We start from the raw sequence: 14,508 nt of genomic DNA on the forward strand, positions 1-14,508 counted from the left end.
ACCCCCTCATGTCCATTCGCCTCTCCCTGCTCGCCGCCACAACCGCGCTTCTGGTACCGGTTATGGCCAGCGCCTCCACCCTCTCCGATCTGCCAGCATCCTGCTTCACCTACGAACTTGCCGGCACGAAGGCCGTCACGCATGGCCTGACGGCAAAAACCCTGCATGCGACCCTGACCGGAACCGACATCACGCTCGACATCCACGGCGTAAACCTGTCAGATCCGTCCGGTCACGTTGAAAGCGCCACCTTGGAGCGTTTTAACGCCGTAGCCGCCTATGCCGCACTCAGCGCCTTCCGTGGCGGGGTCAGCGCAGCCTGCAAGGAGCAGAGCCTGACAATTAACAGCAGCGATATCCGCAGCGGCACCCCACAGGCCGCCTGGACAGACGTCACACTGGCTCGCCCCGGCCACAACATGACCATCCACAAGGCATCGATCCAGGCAGTCCAGACCACGCCGGACCTGCGACTGAAGGTCGAAGGCACGGGCATCCATGATACCAAACAGCCCCTCATGCCCACGCAACTTTCAGCAGATCTAACGGTCCAGGGCCTGGATACTGCACGCCAGCAGATCACGATCAACGCCCTGCATGCCGTATCCGGCAGCAGCGCCATCGACGGCAAGGGCAGCATCGAACCTGGCGCAACAGCCTCTACTTCGACCGCAGACCTGCATGTCAGCGTCACGAATGTCGACACCCTGATTGGTGAAATCCGCGACACGGCTCCAAAGAAGGTCGTGGCCGCCCTAACGATCGCCCGGCTGATGGGCCGTCAGAGCGGTGATGCAACCCTGTGGGACATCGGACTGAGTGGCGGTGTCGTGACCATCAACCGCATCCCGCTGCCCTTCTCAGTCCCCTGATTTCGACGCCTCAAGCTTGCGGATCATCTTGCACAGGACGGTCGTGACCTTTTTGGCATAGCCGATACGTGTCGCGTTCGTCATTTCGCGGATGACTGCAAGCTTATGATCGGGGCGGATTTTCACGCCCGATTCTTTCTTGCGCGTCACCCAGTCGATCAGTGCAGCCGGATTACGGAAACGGTTGCGACGGAACTGGATCACCATGCCCTTCGGCCCGGTCTCCAGACGCTCTACGCCGGCCTCACGGCACAGGCGCTTGATCAGGACCACATCAAGCAGATTCCCCACTTCCGGCGGAAGCGATCCGAAACGGTCCACCAGTTCCGCGCGCATCGCCTCGACCTCGGCCTCGTTCGTCAGCGACGCAATCCGGCGATATAGCCCCAGACGCACCGGCAGGTCCGGCACATAGGTTTCGGGGATCAGTACCGGCAGGCCCAGAATGATGGTCGGGGTCCAGCTATCCTCTTCCTCCAGACGCTTGCCGCGCTCGCGACGCATGTCGATTACGGCGTCTTCCAGCATCTGCTGGTAGAGTTCGATACCGACTTCCTTGATATGCCCGGACTGCTCATCCCCCAGCAGGTTGCCCGCGCCTCGCAGATCCAGATCGTGGGACGCCAGCGTGAACCCGGCCCCGAGCGAATCCAGCGTCTGCATGACCTCAAGCCGCTTCTCCGACGAGGCCGAGAGCGGACGCGTCTGCGGCCAGGTCAGATAGGCATAACCCCGCTGCTTACCGCGACCCACGCGTCCGCGAAGCTGGTAGAGCTGCCCCAGACCGAACATGTCCGCACGGTGGATGATGATCGTATTCACGCTGGGCATGTCCAGCCCGCTTTCCACAATGTTGGTGGAAAGCAGAATGTCGTATTTCCCGTCCGCAAACTCCGTCATGACACGTTCGAGTTCGGTCGGCGTCAGACGACCATGCGCCTGTACGGTCTTGGCGTCCGGCACGATTTCCGCCAGACGCTCGGCCATCCTGTCCATGTCCGCCAGACGCGGCACGACACAAAAGACCTGACCACCGCGGAACCGTTCACGCTGAATAGCTTCACGAATCATAACACTGTCGAAGGGCGTAATGAACGTGCGGACCGCCAGACGATCTGTGGGCGGCGTGGCGATCAGGCTCATTTCCCGTACGCCGGACAGCGAAAGCTGAAGCGTTCTGGGCAGCGGCGTGGCGGAGAGAGTCAGGACATGCACGTCTTCGCGCAGCGCTTTGAGGCGTTCCTTGTGAGAGACGCCGAAATGCTGTTCTTCGTCGATGATCAGCAGGCCCAGACGCTCGAATGCCACGGTCTTGGCCAGCAGCGCATGGGTGCCAACGACGATATCTACCGTGCCGTTCGCCATGCCCTCGCGGACCTTCGTAGCTTCCTTGGGCGTTACAAGGCGCGAAAGCTGCACCACATTGACGGGAAAGCCCTCGAAACGAGCCGTAAAGCTCCGAAAATGCTGGCGGGCGAGCAGCGTTGTCGGCACCACGACCGCGACCTGCATCCCTGAAAGCGCGGCCACGAACGCCGCCCGCAGGGCGACTTCCGTTTTACCGAAACCCACATCGCCACAGACCAGCCGATCCATCGGCCGCCCGGCGCTCATGTCTTCCAGAACGTCCGCAATCGCGCGGGACTGGTCTTCCGTTTCCACGAACGGGAAGCGCGCGCAGAACTCGTCCCACAGCCCTTCGGCGGGCGCGAGCATTGGCGCATCCTTCATGGCTCGGGCCGCTGCCGTCTTGATCAGCTCGCCCGCCATGACGCGGATGCGGGATTTCATCTTGGCCTTGCGGGCCTGCCAAGCCGTTCCGCTCAGTTTGTCGAGCTGAACCCCGGCCTGCTCGGAACCAAAACGGCTGAGAAGTTCGATATTCTCGACGGGCAGAAGCAGGCGTTGCTCCCCATCATACAGGATCGACAGATAGTCATGCGCAACCCGGCCTTCGACGACCGTCTCCAGCCCGACATACCGCCCGATTCCGTAATCGGAATGAACGACCAGATCGCCTTCCGCAATCTCGCCGACCTGCGAGATGAACTGCTCGCCGCGCTTGCGACGACGGGGCGGACGCGAAATCCGCTCGCCCAGAAGATCCTGCTCGGAGACGAAGCACAGACGGTCCGAGACGAACCCGCGCTCCAGCCCCAGCGTCAGCAGGCCGGTCGTGCCTTTCGGCATTCCCGCCGCATCCGGCCAGTCGTCATAGGACGTCACCGTAACGCCATGTTCCGCCAGCAGATGGGAAATCCGCTCCCGAGACCCCCGGCTCCAGGCCGTAACATAGGTCCGTCGCCCGGCTTCGGCCCAGGTTTTCACCTGCTGTCCAAAAGCCTCGAACATCCCCGCCCGCGTTCCGTCCTTTGCCCGCGCAAACAGCGGGCCGGGCCGGTAGCCTGCATCCACACCCTGTGCCGTATCCGGCATGGCGAACGCATTGAAAATAACGGACGGCACATCCGCCAGCATCGATTCCCAACCATGTGTATCCAGATAGAGCCGGTGTGACGGCAGAGGACGGTACGGGATTTCCCCTTCACGCGTCGGAACGCGCCGGGCCTGATAATGATCGGCGATCATGTCCAGCCGGGCCTTGAGGATCTCCGGCGCATGTTGATCGAAGCTGACCGCCCCACCCGGCAGATAATCCAGCAGCGTCTCCATCTGGTGGCCGTCACCATCATGAAACAGCGGCAGATAGTGCTCTAGCCCCGGATAGCGCCGCCCATCCGAGACGTTCTCATAAATCGTGTCGGACGTCGCCGCCGGGCCGAACGAATCGCGCCAGCCGGTGCGGAAGCGGCTGATGCTGTCCGGACCCAGCGAGAACTCGGACACGGGGCGCAGTTCGAAGCGCTTCAGGGTTTCGGTAGAGCGCTGTGTTCCAACGTCGAACGCACGGATGTTCTCGACCTCGTCCCCGAAGAGGTCCAGCCGGATCGGATCGCTTTCCCCGGCCGGGAACAGATCGAAAATACCGCCCCGTGTCGCGAACTCGCCTGCTTCCATGACCGTATCGGTCCGGGTGTAGCCATTGGCGACCAGCAGTTCGATCAGCATGGCCTGATCTAGGCTCTCGCCCGTCTTCACGCTGATGGACTGTCCCCGGAATGCCGAGCGCGGCGGCACGCGCTGCACCAAACTGTGCACGGTCGTCAGAACAATCCGTCGCGCCTTCGTGGGTTCCAGCAGACGGCACAGCGTCCCGGCCCGTTCAGCGATCAGAACCGGATTGGGCGAAACACGATCATAGGGCAGGCAATCCCAGGCCGGCAGACGCAGAACCTCCACTTCCGGCATAAGCCAGACCAGCATGTCGGCCAGCGCGGCCACGGCAGCGTCATCGCGCGCAACATGGAGCAGAGCTCCGTCATGTTCAGCAAGACGCTGACGAAGAAGAAAGGCCACACTGCCATCCGGTACGCCCCAGACGGTTGGTCCGAAAGAGCGGTCGAAGGACGTTGTGGACATTTCACGGGTCATGGTTTCGTTTTGTTCCATCCTGCTCATGCCCTATACCTGCCGTTCCATCGCCTGTCAGCCCGAGGAGCACGGGAAGCGCCCGTTGTCACGATGCCGTCCGAACACGTCCCGCAATCCTTCCCGCACCATTCCGAACCGAAACAGCATCCTGAAGCAAGCCAGGATGACCGTCTCGCCCCACTTTTCGCACCGCTGACGAGCCTGTCCGGAATCGGCCCCCGACACGCCGGCCTGCTGGAGAAAATCGCGGGAGGACGACGCGTGCTGGACCTGCTGTTCACCCTACCCGAACGGGTTGTTGACCGGCGTATTCTGCGCACAGTCGCGGACGGACACAATCTCGCCCCAGGCGGAATCCTGACAGCGCATGTGCGGGTCCTCTCCCTGCGCAAGGCCGGTCGCCCTGGACAGCCTTCCATCATCCGCACCGAAGACGACACCGGAAAGCTCGATCTGGTTTTCTTCCAGACGCGCAACATGCCAAGCCCGACCGTGGGCGCCGAGCTTCTTGTCTCTGGCAAGACCGGAACCTTTCAGGGCGAGTTGACGATGCCACAGCCCGACCATGTCGTGAACTGGGCCAAGCGCGACAGTTTCCCATCACTGGAACCCGTCTGGCCCCTGACGGCCGGCCTGTTTCCCTATACGGTTCGCAAGGCCATGCGTGCCGCTCTGGCGCTCCTGCCCGATCTCCCAGAATGGCTGGACAAAACCCTCGTCACCCAGCGGAAATGGCCGTCTTTCACGCAGGCCCTGCGCCTGATGCAGTCTCCCGAGATCATTCCGCCGGAAATCGCCTGGGAGCCTGTCCGCAACCGCGCCCTGTCCCGTCTCGCTGCTGATGAACTGCTGGCCGATCAGCTCTGTTTCGGTCTCGCCCGCCTCAAGGCCCGTGAGCGGCACGGACGTAGCTTTCCCGGCACCGGCGCACTTCAGACCGAAATGCTCCGACGTTTCGGACACAAACCTACCCATGCCCAGACGATGGCCATTGCCGAAATCGCTGCCGATCTTGGGGCCCCAACGCCCATGATGCGCCTGCTTCAGGGCGATGTCGGCGCGGGCAAAACCTTTGTCGCCATGAACGCCATGCTTCAGACTGTAGAGTCCGGAGCACAGGCTGCTCTAATGGCGCCCACAGAGATCCTCGCGCGTCAGCATTTCGAGACGCTTTCCCGTCTTTGCCCGACGGAATGCGTTTATCTGAGCGGCACCATCAAGGGTGCAGCGCGACGCAAAACCCTTGCTGCCATCGCAGATGGGACGGCGAAAATTGTCATTGGCACTCACGCCCTCTTTCAGGACGGTGTGACCTTTCACGATCTCGGCCTCGCCGTCATTGACGAGCAGCACCGGTTCGGCGTCCGCCAGCGCATGAATCTGAGCACCAAAGGGGAAGCGACCGATATCCTCGTCATGACCGCAACGCCCATTCCCCGCACGCTCCAACTCATGGAATGGGGCGAAATGAGCGTCAGCCGTCTGGACTCGAAACCGCCGGGACGACAGCCGATCCGCACGACCCTGCACAGCATGGACTCGCTCGACAGTGTGCTCGCCGGCATCAGCCGCACCCTGCGCGATGGCGTGCAGGTTTTCTGGGTTTGCCCCCTCATCGAAAACAGTGAAACACAGGCGGCCGCAGCCGCGGAAGAACGCTGGGCCTCACTGGAACAGAGGTTTGAAGGGCTGGTCGGTCTCGCCCACGGCAAGCAGGACATTACCGTCCGTCAGGACGCACTGGACACGTTCCGCTTGGGCAAAACGCGCCTTCTTGTCGCCACCACCGTCATTGAAGTGGGCGTGGACATCCCCGCTGCATCCGTCATGGTGATCGAACAGGCCGAACGGTTCGGACTGGCCCAGCTTCACCAGCTTCGCGGGCGCGTGGGACGCGGCTCGAAACAGTCGTTCTGCCTGCTGCTCCATGACCGGGCGGCAACGCCGACCGCCGTCAGGCGTCTCAGTCTTCTGCGAGATACGAATGACGGCTTTCTGATCGCCGACGAGGATTACAGGATCCGCGGCGGTGGGGACATCGCCGGCGACAGGCAGTCCGGACTTCCCGGCTTTCGTCTGGCGCAGGGCGCGCGTCTCAGCCTGCTCCTGACCGCCATGCAGCAGGACAGCGAACGTGAAATCGCCCGCAATCCGCACCTGCAAGGTCCCCGGGGCCACGCACTCAGACTTCTTCTGAAAATATTTGACCGGAATGATCCAGACAGACTTCTGATTTCCGGTTAGACAGAAAAGTTCATGCGGATATAATACCGCCACTTTATTATTAATGCATTCAACTGAATTTCATGGAGTACACGCGTAATGAGCAGTCCTGCCAGAGACGCTCAAAAAGAGACTTCACACGAATACTCTGGTACCTCTTCAGACCGCCGATCCCTGCTTTTTCGTCTGCTTCTGCCCGCGACCGGTGGGTCGGCAGTCGCGTTTCTGGACCTCCCCGCAAGCGGCACCCCGGATATTCTCTATGCAATCGGCCCCCTTCCACCAGGACTGCAAAAAGCGGCTGCGGGAAAGATAATTCTTTCATCGAAACAGAACCGGAATGGCGACACTCCATTTTCCTGCCCGTTGCCCGATGACTTCTCCCTTATCGGATACCCCGTCCCCACCAGTTCGAGTGACAGCAAGTCCGGACTGTTTCTAGTCGCACTCTGCCCACCGGGCGGAGTTTTTTCGGCTACGGCTGGCCGCGCCCTGCAGGACGTCGCAGACGAACTTGCCAATGAAACTGCGGAACATCCGGGAAAATCCGCTCTGCCGGACCGCGAAGAAAGCCTCCGCGTTCTGCACCAGTTCATTGAACGGACAGGCAAGCTTTCACGCCGCGCCTTGTTCAGCTTGATCCATCTCAACCTGGATCATCTCTCACTGATCAACGACCGTTATGGATGGGACACGGCTGACCTAATCCTCGCGGAAATAATCCGCCGTCTCAGAGCTGTTCTACCGGAAGGCTGTTTCCTGAGTTCGATCGGCGGCGGCCATTTCATGGTCCTGACACCACCGGGCACCACAGCCGTCACGACCCGTTCGCTGGTTAATGCGATCCTGCAGATCTCAAGTACACCCGTGTCTCTGGATATGGGCGCCATTCCATTCTCGATCTCGGCAGGATGGAGTGTTTATCCGCAGGATGCAGGAGACGCGAACCAACTGATCCTCGCCGCCCGGGCAGCACTGACCGAAGCCAATCGAACGGGCGGCGGCCATGAGCGCCGCGCCAATGCGGAACTCACGAACACCTACGCAATCACGTCCAACCTTGAGAAGGATCTGCTCAAGGCGGTCGAAGACAATGCCCTCTTCCTGAAATGGATGCCCGTCGTTGATACGGCCTCCCAGAAGATCGTCGGGCATGAGGCGCTTCTACGCTGGAACCGACCAGGTCATGGCGAAGTCGCACCCAATCTCTTTATTCGTTACGCCGAGGAAGTCGGCATGATCGAGGCACTCGACAGCTGGAGCCTGCGCAGTGCCTGTCTGGCCGCCCTCCGCTGGCCGACTCCGCTGCGCGTGTGTGTAAATGTCTCGCCCGTCTGGCTGGTCAATGAACGGCTCGCGCCGCTCGTCGATACCGTGCTGAACGAGACCGGCCTTCCGCCCGGACGACTGCAGGTCGAACTGTCCGAATGCCGTCCCTTCGGTCCATCGGACATCGCCTTTCGCGAACTCTCCCGCGTCCGCGCGCTAGGTGTCCGTCTTGCCATCGACGATTTCGGGGCCGGCTACTCCTCACTGGAGAAACTGCGAATCTATCCACTTGACCAGATCAAGCTCGACCGCGCCTTCGTCCAGTACCTGGGGGAAGACATGCGCGCTGATGAGATCATGTACGCCATTCTCTCTCTCGCCCGCTCCCTGAACATCACCTGCTGCGCCAAAGGTGTTGAAACAGAACACCAGATGGCGCTGCTCGATGCCAATGGCTGCGAGGAAGTCCAGGGTTACTTGCTGGGGGCGCCGGTTCGGGACAGCCACGTCCCGCATCTCGCCCGGACATGAAAAAAGGCCGCTCCCCATAAGGTAAAGCGGCCTTTTCAGTCCCTAGTTTGAAAACGTCAGAACTTAACCGAAAGCTTGAGCGATCCATAGTTGAACAGACCGGCCTTCTGCGTCTGGAACTGGGCTGTCTGCCAGTTCTGGCTGTAGGACAGACGCACGCCATGCCACATCACAGCAACACCGGCATGAATCTCGCCCAAATCCCAAACCTTGTCGACATGTGGCGCGTTGGGGCGAACCGTGCTGCCCTGAAGCGTCACGTCATAGCCCACGGCCTGGCCTTCAACACCGCCGTAGAAATACCAGGCAAAGGGACGGGTCGCGCGGAACGCATCCGTTCCGTCGAGTCCCGGTCCGATCGTCGCATTGCCGAAGTCACTGTCCAGCCCCTGACCGATACGGAACGTGGTCGCCACATCGGCATAGGTCCGGTAATCACCCGCAGCGCCCGAGATCGCGGGCAGCACGTCGGCATGAATGCCATAGACATCCAGAACAGGCAGGCGCCAGATCCGCCCGGCCTGAACCTGAAAGATCGGCTGATTCGCAAGCTGATGTCCCCAGCCCGTGCTCGGCGTATCGCTGATGGCCTTGTGGAAGCCATTCTGGACCTGACGCCCGAGTCCCGACGGACCAAGCATGCCGAACTGGATTCCCATTACGGTCCGGGAAAGATCCGTATCATTGATGAGATTCACAGTTCCCAGCAGCAGCCCGGCATAAGGGCGGTCACCCTGCGGCGGATTGTCGGCCTGAGTATCGCGCGGCGTGTCGATGATCTGCTGCAGACCAATGCTGATACGCTGTACGCCATCGCCCATCAGGATATGGTTCAGCTTCGCGATAGGCCGCGGAAGATTGTCCGTTCCCGAGGTCCAGTTGATGCGCAAACCGGACGTATAATACTGATCCGACGTACCTTTCAGGGTGGAAATCGCGTCATTCTCACCTTGGACGGTCCAGGTTCCGTACGGATCCTGCAACGGCGTAGCCATGGCGGTGGAAGACAGCGCCAGCACGGCAGTGGCTCCAATAGAAAAAGTCAGTCGGCTTCGCATGGGCACCTCTGTTACGCGCGGGATCCGGGACCACCAAGTACTGGGAAACGTGTGTATGTCATTTTCACGACCGGAATCAAAGTGTCGGCGGGTCTCATCTCAATCTTAAAATTAGCGCGAGTTATGTTTCAGCCTCATATTCCCTGTGGCAGAGAGGGAAAAAAGCGTGCTAGGGATTACTACAGGAGAAAAGCGGGATTGTTTTTCTCCAAATTTTTGAAATTACGTCACGGCAGGGTTTCCCTACCATGACACCCCAGTCTCGGGATTAGACCGTTGAGAAACAACAGAACCGACCGCAGCAGCTTCAACTCACCTCGCCGCGGCGGATTTGACGATGCATACTCGTCCCAGCCGTCCTATGGCGACCGTGGTGGCTTTGGTGGTGGAAATGGTGGCGGTGGTGGCTACGGCGCACCCCGTCGCAGCAACAGCTTCGTCGCAGCTTCAGGCCCGGAAATCAGCTCCCGCGTGAAGTGGTTCAACACCGAGAAGGGTTTCGGTTTCGTTGAACTTTCCGATGGCTCGGGCGACATTTTCCTGCACGCCAACGCCCTCACAAATGCTGGTGTCAGCAACGTGAACCCGGGCGCGACCGTTGTGGTCCGCATCGGCCAGGGTCCAAAGGGCCGTCAGGTCGCTGAAGTTCTCTCCGTTGACGAAAGCACAGCAGAAGCACCGCGTCCCCGCGCTGCATTCGGTGGTGATCAGCCTCGCTTCGGTGGCGCACGTCCTGGCCGTCCGGCTCCGGACCTGTCCCGCGCTGAAGACATGCGTGGCACGGTCAAGTGGTACAATGCCACGAAGGGCTTCGGCTTCATCACGCCGGAATCCGGTGGCAAGGACATTTTCGTCCATGCCTCCGCTCTCGAGCGTTCGGGCCTGCCGACGCTTGACGAAGGCCAGACGATCAACGTCAAGGTTGTTCAGGGCCAGAAGGGTCCGGAAGCTGCTGAAATCAGCGCTGACTGAATGACCCGGACTTCGGTCTGAGTAAAAAAAAGCCGCTGCCAGCTTCTGCTGCAGCGGCTTTTTTTCATGCCAGCATTGCAGCCCAGGCAATAAAAAAGGCCGGAAGAATCCGACCTTTTTTCAATCCTCATTCGAGCGAACCGGATCAGTAGTCCTTGCCGCTGCTCCGGACCAATCGTGCCTTGTCCCGCTTCCAGTCACGTTCGGCAATGGCATGCCGCTTGTCTTCCTTACGACGTCCCTGCCCCAGACCCAAAGTCACTTTCGCCATACCACGGGCGTTGAAATGAATATCAAGCGGCACCAGACTGGCGCCCGCGCGGCTGACAGCGCCTAAAAAATGCGCGATCTGCTTGCGGTGCATCAGAAGCTTGCGTGGAGCGCGGGGCTCGAACCGGGAGAGGACGCCCCCCTGATATTCCGGAATATAGGAGTTGAAGAGCCAGATCTCGCCGTCCCGCTCGGCAGCATAGGCCTCCGTAATCGTCGCCCGCCCGAGACGCAGACTTTTCACTTCCGGCCCCTTCAGAACGATTCCGGCTTCAGTCGTTTCCAGAATCGTATAATCAAACCGCCCCTTGCGGTTCTGTGCGGCCATGCCATGGGAAATCATGCCGCTCTTGGTTTTCTTTCCGGCCATAGCTGTGATCAGTCCAGCAGCTCAAGCGAGCGCAGAGCAGTATCGATGGCCCGACGTGTCTCTTCCTTCGGCTCTACGAGCGGCAGGCGCAGCGTCGCATTGCATAGCCCGAGTCTGGACAGCGCATATTTCACCGGACCTGGATTACTTTCCATGAACATGGCATCATGCAGCGGTGTCAGGTGATCCTGAATAGCGATTGCGTCCTCGATCCGCCCTTCCTGCCAGGCCAGATGCATGTCTGCGCACAGATGTGGCACAACATTGGACGTCACGCCGATACATCCATCGCCACCTGCAGCGAGAAATGACAGGACACTGTTATCGTCGCCGGAAAGCTGGTTGAACGGCTTGCCCACGGCACGACGCACCGCGATCGGCCGGGCCATATTGGCAGTCGCATCCTTGGTGCCGACGATATTGGGGTGTTCGCCCAGACGCGCCATGGTCGCCACCGAGATGTCCACAACCGAGCGGCCAGGGATGCAGTACAGGAACATCGGCAGAGGCGTCGCATCGGCAATCGTCATGAAATGGCGGTACAGCCCTTCCTGTGACGGCTTGTTGTAATACGGCACAACCACCAGCAGACTATCCGCTCCGACGGAATGGGCATGCTTTGCCATAAGAACAGCTTCAGACGTGCTATTGGAACCCGCACCCGCCATGACGCGGACACGACCATTTGCCGTCTCAACACAATGCGCCACGACGCGACCATGTTCTTCATGAGACAGCGTTGGGCTTTCGCCCGTCGTACCGGCAGGGATCAGTGCCGTGGTGCCTGCTTCGATCTGACGCTCGATCAACTTTGCCGAAACGTCGAAATCGATCCGTCCGTCCGTATGCATCGGAGTGACCAGAGCCGTCAGCGACCCCTGATACATGCTCGTGTCAGCCATTATTCCGCCTTCTGTCATGGGCTCTGCCTGTTCTGCCCTCACGCCCGGCGTGAGAGACTGCTTGGGTAAACACCCAGAATTCTAAGATCGTCGCTGACCTGCTCCAGTTCCGCGAGCGCCGCCGCCAGAGGGGCCTGTGCCGGATGTCCCTCGACATCCATCAGGAACTGCGTCGCCGCAAACGAGCCGTCAAGCATATAGCTTTCGATCCGCGTCATGTTGATACCATGCCGGGAAAATCCACCCAATGCCGCATAGAGCGCACCCGGACAGTTCCCAACCCGCATCAGCAGCGTCGTCAGCACATCTGTGCGCTCGGGCGAGGGAATGCAAGGCTTGCGGGCCACGCGATAAAAGCGCGTCGTATTGTGCGAAGCGTCCTCAACATTACTCCGAAGCACCATCAGTCCGTTCAGCTCAGCAGCCAAGGAAGAAGCAATCGCCGCATCTGCCGTGCGTCCCCACTGCGCCACCATCTCAGCCGCACCGGCGGTATCGAACTGCACCACTGGCTCCACACCCAGTTCGCTGATCAATTTGCGAACCTGCCCCAATGCAACAGGATGTGTGTGAATCCGGCGGACATCTTCGATCTTCGCACCCGCTACACCCAGAAGGCAGTGTTCAACGCGCTGAAAATATTCCCCGACAATGTGAAGCCCGGCGTCCGGCAGAAGTGAATGAATATCCGGCACACGACCGGCCAGCGTGTTCTCACAGGCCAGAAGTGCTTCGTCTGCCCGACCATCATGCACGGCGTCGATCGCATCGGCAAATGTCGGACAGGGCAGCGTCGTCCAACCCGGACGCGCCTGACGGCAGGCCAGATCAGAATAGGCGCCGGGGCGGCCCTGAAATGCAATGACCGCCATCAAACCAATCCTCTCACATGCTCAAGATCAGCAGGCGTATCCACGCCCTGAGGCGCGTGGTCAATCCTCGCGCAACCAATCGTCATGCCAGCTTCAAGCGCCCGCAACTGTTCCAGACTTTCCCGGCGCTCCAGCGCGGAGGGCGGCAGCGTCACGAAGCGCTCTAGCGCTGCACGACGCCAGGCATAGATCCCGACATGATGCCAGTGCGTCCCCTCGCCCCACGGAATGGGCAGACGGGAGAAATACAGCGCACGCGCCACGTCCGCCTCACCAAACGCGCAGGCAACCTTCACAACCTGGGAAGCATCACGCTCGGCATCACTGGTCACGGGAGCCACCAGTGTTCCGATATCGAACGCAGGATCTTCCAGTGGCTTCAGGGCAGAAGTCAGACTGGACGGTTCGATCAAGGGCAGGTCACCCTGCAGGTTAATCACCACGTCGTGCCGGCCCTCAGGATCAACCTCTGCAAGTGCGGCCTGCACACGGTCAGAGCCGCTCGCCAGCCTCGAGTCGGTGAGCACACCCCACACATCGGGCATATCCCGGATAACATCAAGAATTTCAGGATCCCCTGCTGCAACGACAACTGGCCCGACCTTTGCTGCCAGCGCACGTCGGACCACCCGGACGATCATGGGCACGCCACCAATGTCAGCGAGGGGCTTGCGCGGCAGGCGGGTCGAAGCAAGTCTGGAGGGGATAACGATGATCGGATGCATGGCTCCTCTGATGCCGCCCCCCAGAACGGGCGTCAATCTCGTGTCATGCTCCTGGGACGGGAATAGACAAAAATCATGAGTGAAACGGATTTGCAGACCGCCATTGAAGCCGCCACGGCCTGCGCCGACATCGCCCGCAGGACCGTCCTGCCCCATTTCCGGACGTCCCTTCGTGCCGATGCCAAATCTGATGACAGCCCCGTCACCATTGCGGATCGTCAGGCCGAACGGGCCATGCGCAGCATTCTTGAAGCGCGCCTGCCAGAGCACGCCATTCTCGGTGAAGAAGCCGGCATGAGTGGAGCCAGCAGCGACTGGCTCTGGGTTCTCGATCCCATTGACGGCACCCGCGCCTTCCTGACGGGTCGCCCCACTTTCGGCACACTCATTGCGCTTTTTCACAAGGGACGCCCGGTCCTGGGGCTGATCGACCAGCCTGTCACTGGCGAACGCTGGCTCGGCGTTTCGGGGCGTCCAACCATATTCGTGTCCGAGCGCCTGCCTGGCACGATCGGAACGCGCCCCTGTCCGACAGCAGCCGAAGCGGAACTATCCTGCACAGCTCCTGAAATCATGACTGCGGAGCACGCCCCGCGCTTTGCCAATCTGCAGAAACACACCCGCCGCACGTCATGGGGCGGAGATTGCTATGCCTACGGACTGCTCGCCCTCGGCCAGATCGACGTCATTGCGGAATGCACCATGAAACCCTGGGACTGGGGTGCCCTTGTGCCGGTTGTGGAAGGTGCAGGTGGCCGCATCACGGACTGGCAGGGCAATCTCCTCACGCTGGAGAGCGACGGCACCGTTCTGGCCTGCGGAGATGCAACCCTGCTTCCCGAAATCATCCGCCACCTTTCCTGATTCACGCCAATCGGCTAGGGAGGGGACCCCGGCGAACGTGGCGGCAGACATGAGCCGGGACCGGTCTGGTCACGGCCAGATTTGATGG

11 protein-coding genes are annotated in these 14,508 nt (G+C 60.6%); 5 read left to right on the plus strand and 6 right to left on the minus strand.

Translation table 11 applies throughout. The features are described 5' to 3' along the window. Positions 1-8 precede the first annotated feature (8 nt). The gene (locus GSP01_RS04610) at positions 9-872 is read left to right on the plus strand and encodes a DUF2125 domain-containing protein (RefSeq protein WP_141351184.1); all 864 of its coding nucleotides are present in this window, start codon (positions 9-11) and stop codon (positions 870-872) included. Here GSP01_RS04610 and mfd read toward each other — a convergent pair. After that, positions 861-4,382, minus strand: coding sequence for a transcription-repair coupling factor (gene mfd, locus GSP01_RS04615; protein ID WP_141351337.1), 3,522 nt, complete (start codon positions 4,380-4,382; stop codon positions 861-863). The two genes, GSP01_RS04610 and mfd, sit on opposite strands and share 12 nt — an antisense overlap. A 72-nt stretch (positions 4,383-4,454) precedes the next feature. Between mfd and recG the strand changes: the two genes are divergently transcribed. Beyond that, positions 4,455-6,608, plus strand: coding sequence for an ATP-dependent DNA helicase RecG (gene recG, locus GSP01_RS04620; RefSeq protein ID WP_141351339.1), 2,154 nt, complete (start codon positions 4,455-4,457; stop codon positions 6,606-6,608). A 78-nt stretch (positions 6,609-6,686) separates the two neighbouring features. Continuing rightward, on the plus strand, positions 6,687-8,387 hold the full coding sequence (locus tag GSP01_RS04625) for a putative bifunctional diguanylate cyclase/phosphodiesterase (protein WP_141351186.1): 1,701 nt from the start codon (positions 6,687-6,689) through the stop codon (positions 8,385-8,387). 56 nt (positions 8,388-8,443) lie between these two features. On the opposite strand, the gene GSP01_RS04630 is transcribed toward GSP01_RS04625, so the two are convergent. Beyond that, positions 8,444-9,445 (minus strand): lipid A deacylase LpxR family protein, encoded by a 1,002-nt coding sequence (locus GSP01_RS04630; RefSeq protein WP_141351189.1) that lies wholly within the window; start codon positions 9,443-9,445, stop codon positions 8,444-8,446. Between the two features lie 276 nt (positions 9,446-9,721). Here GSP01_RS04630 and GSP01_RS15375 point away from each other — a divergent pair, with 276 nt between their 5' ends. Further along, complete coding sequence (locus GSP01_RS15375) at positions 9,722-10,417, plus strand: cold-shock protein (RefSeq protein WP_141351191.1); 696 nt, start codon at positions 9,722-9,724, stop codon at positions 10,415-10,417. A gap of 145 nt (positions 10,418-10,562) precedes the next feature. Here the strand turns inward: GSP01_RS15375 and smpB are convergent, their stop codons facing one another. The 4 genes from smpB to GSP01_RS04655 are packed head-to-tail and all read right to left on the minus strand — an operon-like array spanning position 10,563 to position 13,556. After that, positions 10,563-11,057, minus strand: a complete 495-nt coding sequence (smpB, locus tag GSP01_RS04640; protein WP_011251661.1) for an SsrA-binding protein SmpB — start codon at positions 11,055-11,057, stop codon at positions 10,563-10,565. An 8-nt stretch (positions 11,058-11,065) separates the two neighbouring features. Then, positions 11,066-11,959 carry a 4-hydroxy-tetrahydrodipicolinate synthase gene (dapA, locus tag GSP01_RS04645; RefSeq protein WP_141351193.1) on the minus strand — a complete coding sequence of 298 codons (894 nt, stop codon included), beginning with the start codon at positions 11,957-11,959 and terminating at the stop codon, positions 11,066-11,068. 38 nt (positions 11,960-11,997) lie between these two features. Further along, the gene (locus GSP01_RS04650; protein ID WP_141351195.1) at positions 11,998-12,831 is read right to left on the minus strand and encodes a prephenate dehydratase; all 834 of its coding nucleotides are present in this window, start codon (positions 12,829-12,831) and stop codon (positions 11,998-12,000) included. Then, on the minus strand, positions 12,831-13,556 hold the full coding sequence (locus GSP01_RS04655) for a 3-deoxy-manno-octulosonate cytidylyltransferase (protein ID WP_167495476.1): 726 nt from the start codon (positions 13,554-13,556) through the stop codon (positions 12,831-12,833). The genes GSP01_RS04650 and GSP01_RS04655 overlap by 1 nt, the downstream gene beginning before the upstream one ends. Before the next feature lie 75 nt (positions 13,557-13,631). Between GSP01_RS04655 and GSP01_RS04660 the strand changes: the two genes are divergently transcribed. Beyond that, positions 13,632-14,420 carry an inositol monophosphatase family protein gene (locus GSP01_RS04660; RefSeq protein WP_141351200.1) on the plus strand — a complete coding sequence of 263 codons (789 nt, stop codon included), beginning with the start codon at positions 13,632-13,634 and terminating at the stop codon, positions 14,418-14,420. Positions 14,421-14,508: the final 88 nt, after the last annotated feature.

The sequence above is a fragment of the Gluconobacter sphaericus NBRC 12467 genome, assembly GCF_006539125.1.
Classification (GTDB): Bacteria; Pseudomonadota; Alphaproteobacteria; order Acetobacterales; family Acetobacteraceae; genus Gluconobacter; species Gluconobacter sphaericus.

Bases quoted from the DNA above. Each gene is read 5' to 3' on its own strand.
- GSP01_RS04610 (WP_141351184.1), top strand. From the start codon at position 9: ATGTCCATTCGCCTCTCCCTGCTCGCCGCCACAACCGCGCTTCTGGTA.
- mfd (WP_141351337.1), bottom strand. From the start codon at position 4,382: ATGGAACAAAACGAAACCATGACCCGTGAAATGTCCACAACGTCCTTC.
- recG (WP_141351339.1), top strand. From the start codon at position 4,455: ATGCCGTCCGAACACGTCCCGCAATCCTTCCCGCACCATTCCGAACCG.
- GSP01_RS04625 (WP_141351186.1), top strand. From the start codon at position 6,687: ATGAGCAGTCCTGCCAGAGACGCTCAAAAAGAGACTTCACACGAATAC.
- GSP01_RS04630 (WP_141351189.1), bottom strand. From the start codon at position 9,445: ATGCGAAGCCGACTGACTTTTTCTATTGGAGCCACTGCCGTGCTGGCG.
- smpB (WP_011251661.1), bottom strand. From the start codon at position 11,057: ATGGCCGGAAAGAAAACCAAGAGCGGCATGATTTCCCATGGCATGGCC.
- dapA (WP_141351193.1), bottom strand. From the start codon at position 11,959: ATGGCTGACACGAGCATGTATCAGGGGTCGCTGACGGCTCTGGTCACT.
- GSP01_RS04650 (WP_141351195.1), bottom strand. From the start codon at position 12,831: ATGGCGGTCATTGCATTTCAGGGCCGCCCCGGCGCCTATTCTGATCTG.
- GSP01_RS04655 (WP_167495476.1), bottom strand. From the start codon at position 13,556: ATGCATCCGATCATCGTTATCCCCTCCAGACTTGCTTCGACCCGCCTG.
- GSP01_RS04660 (WP_141351200.1), top strand. From the start codon at position 13,632: ATGAGTGAAACGGATTTGCAGACCGCCATTGAAGCCGCCACGGCCTGC.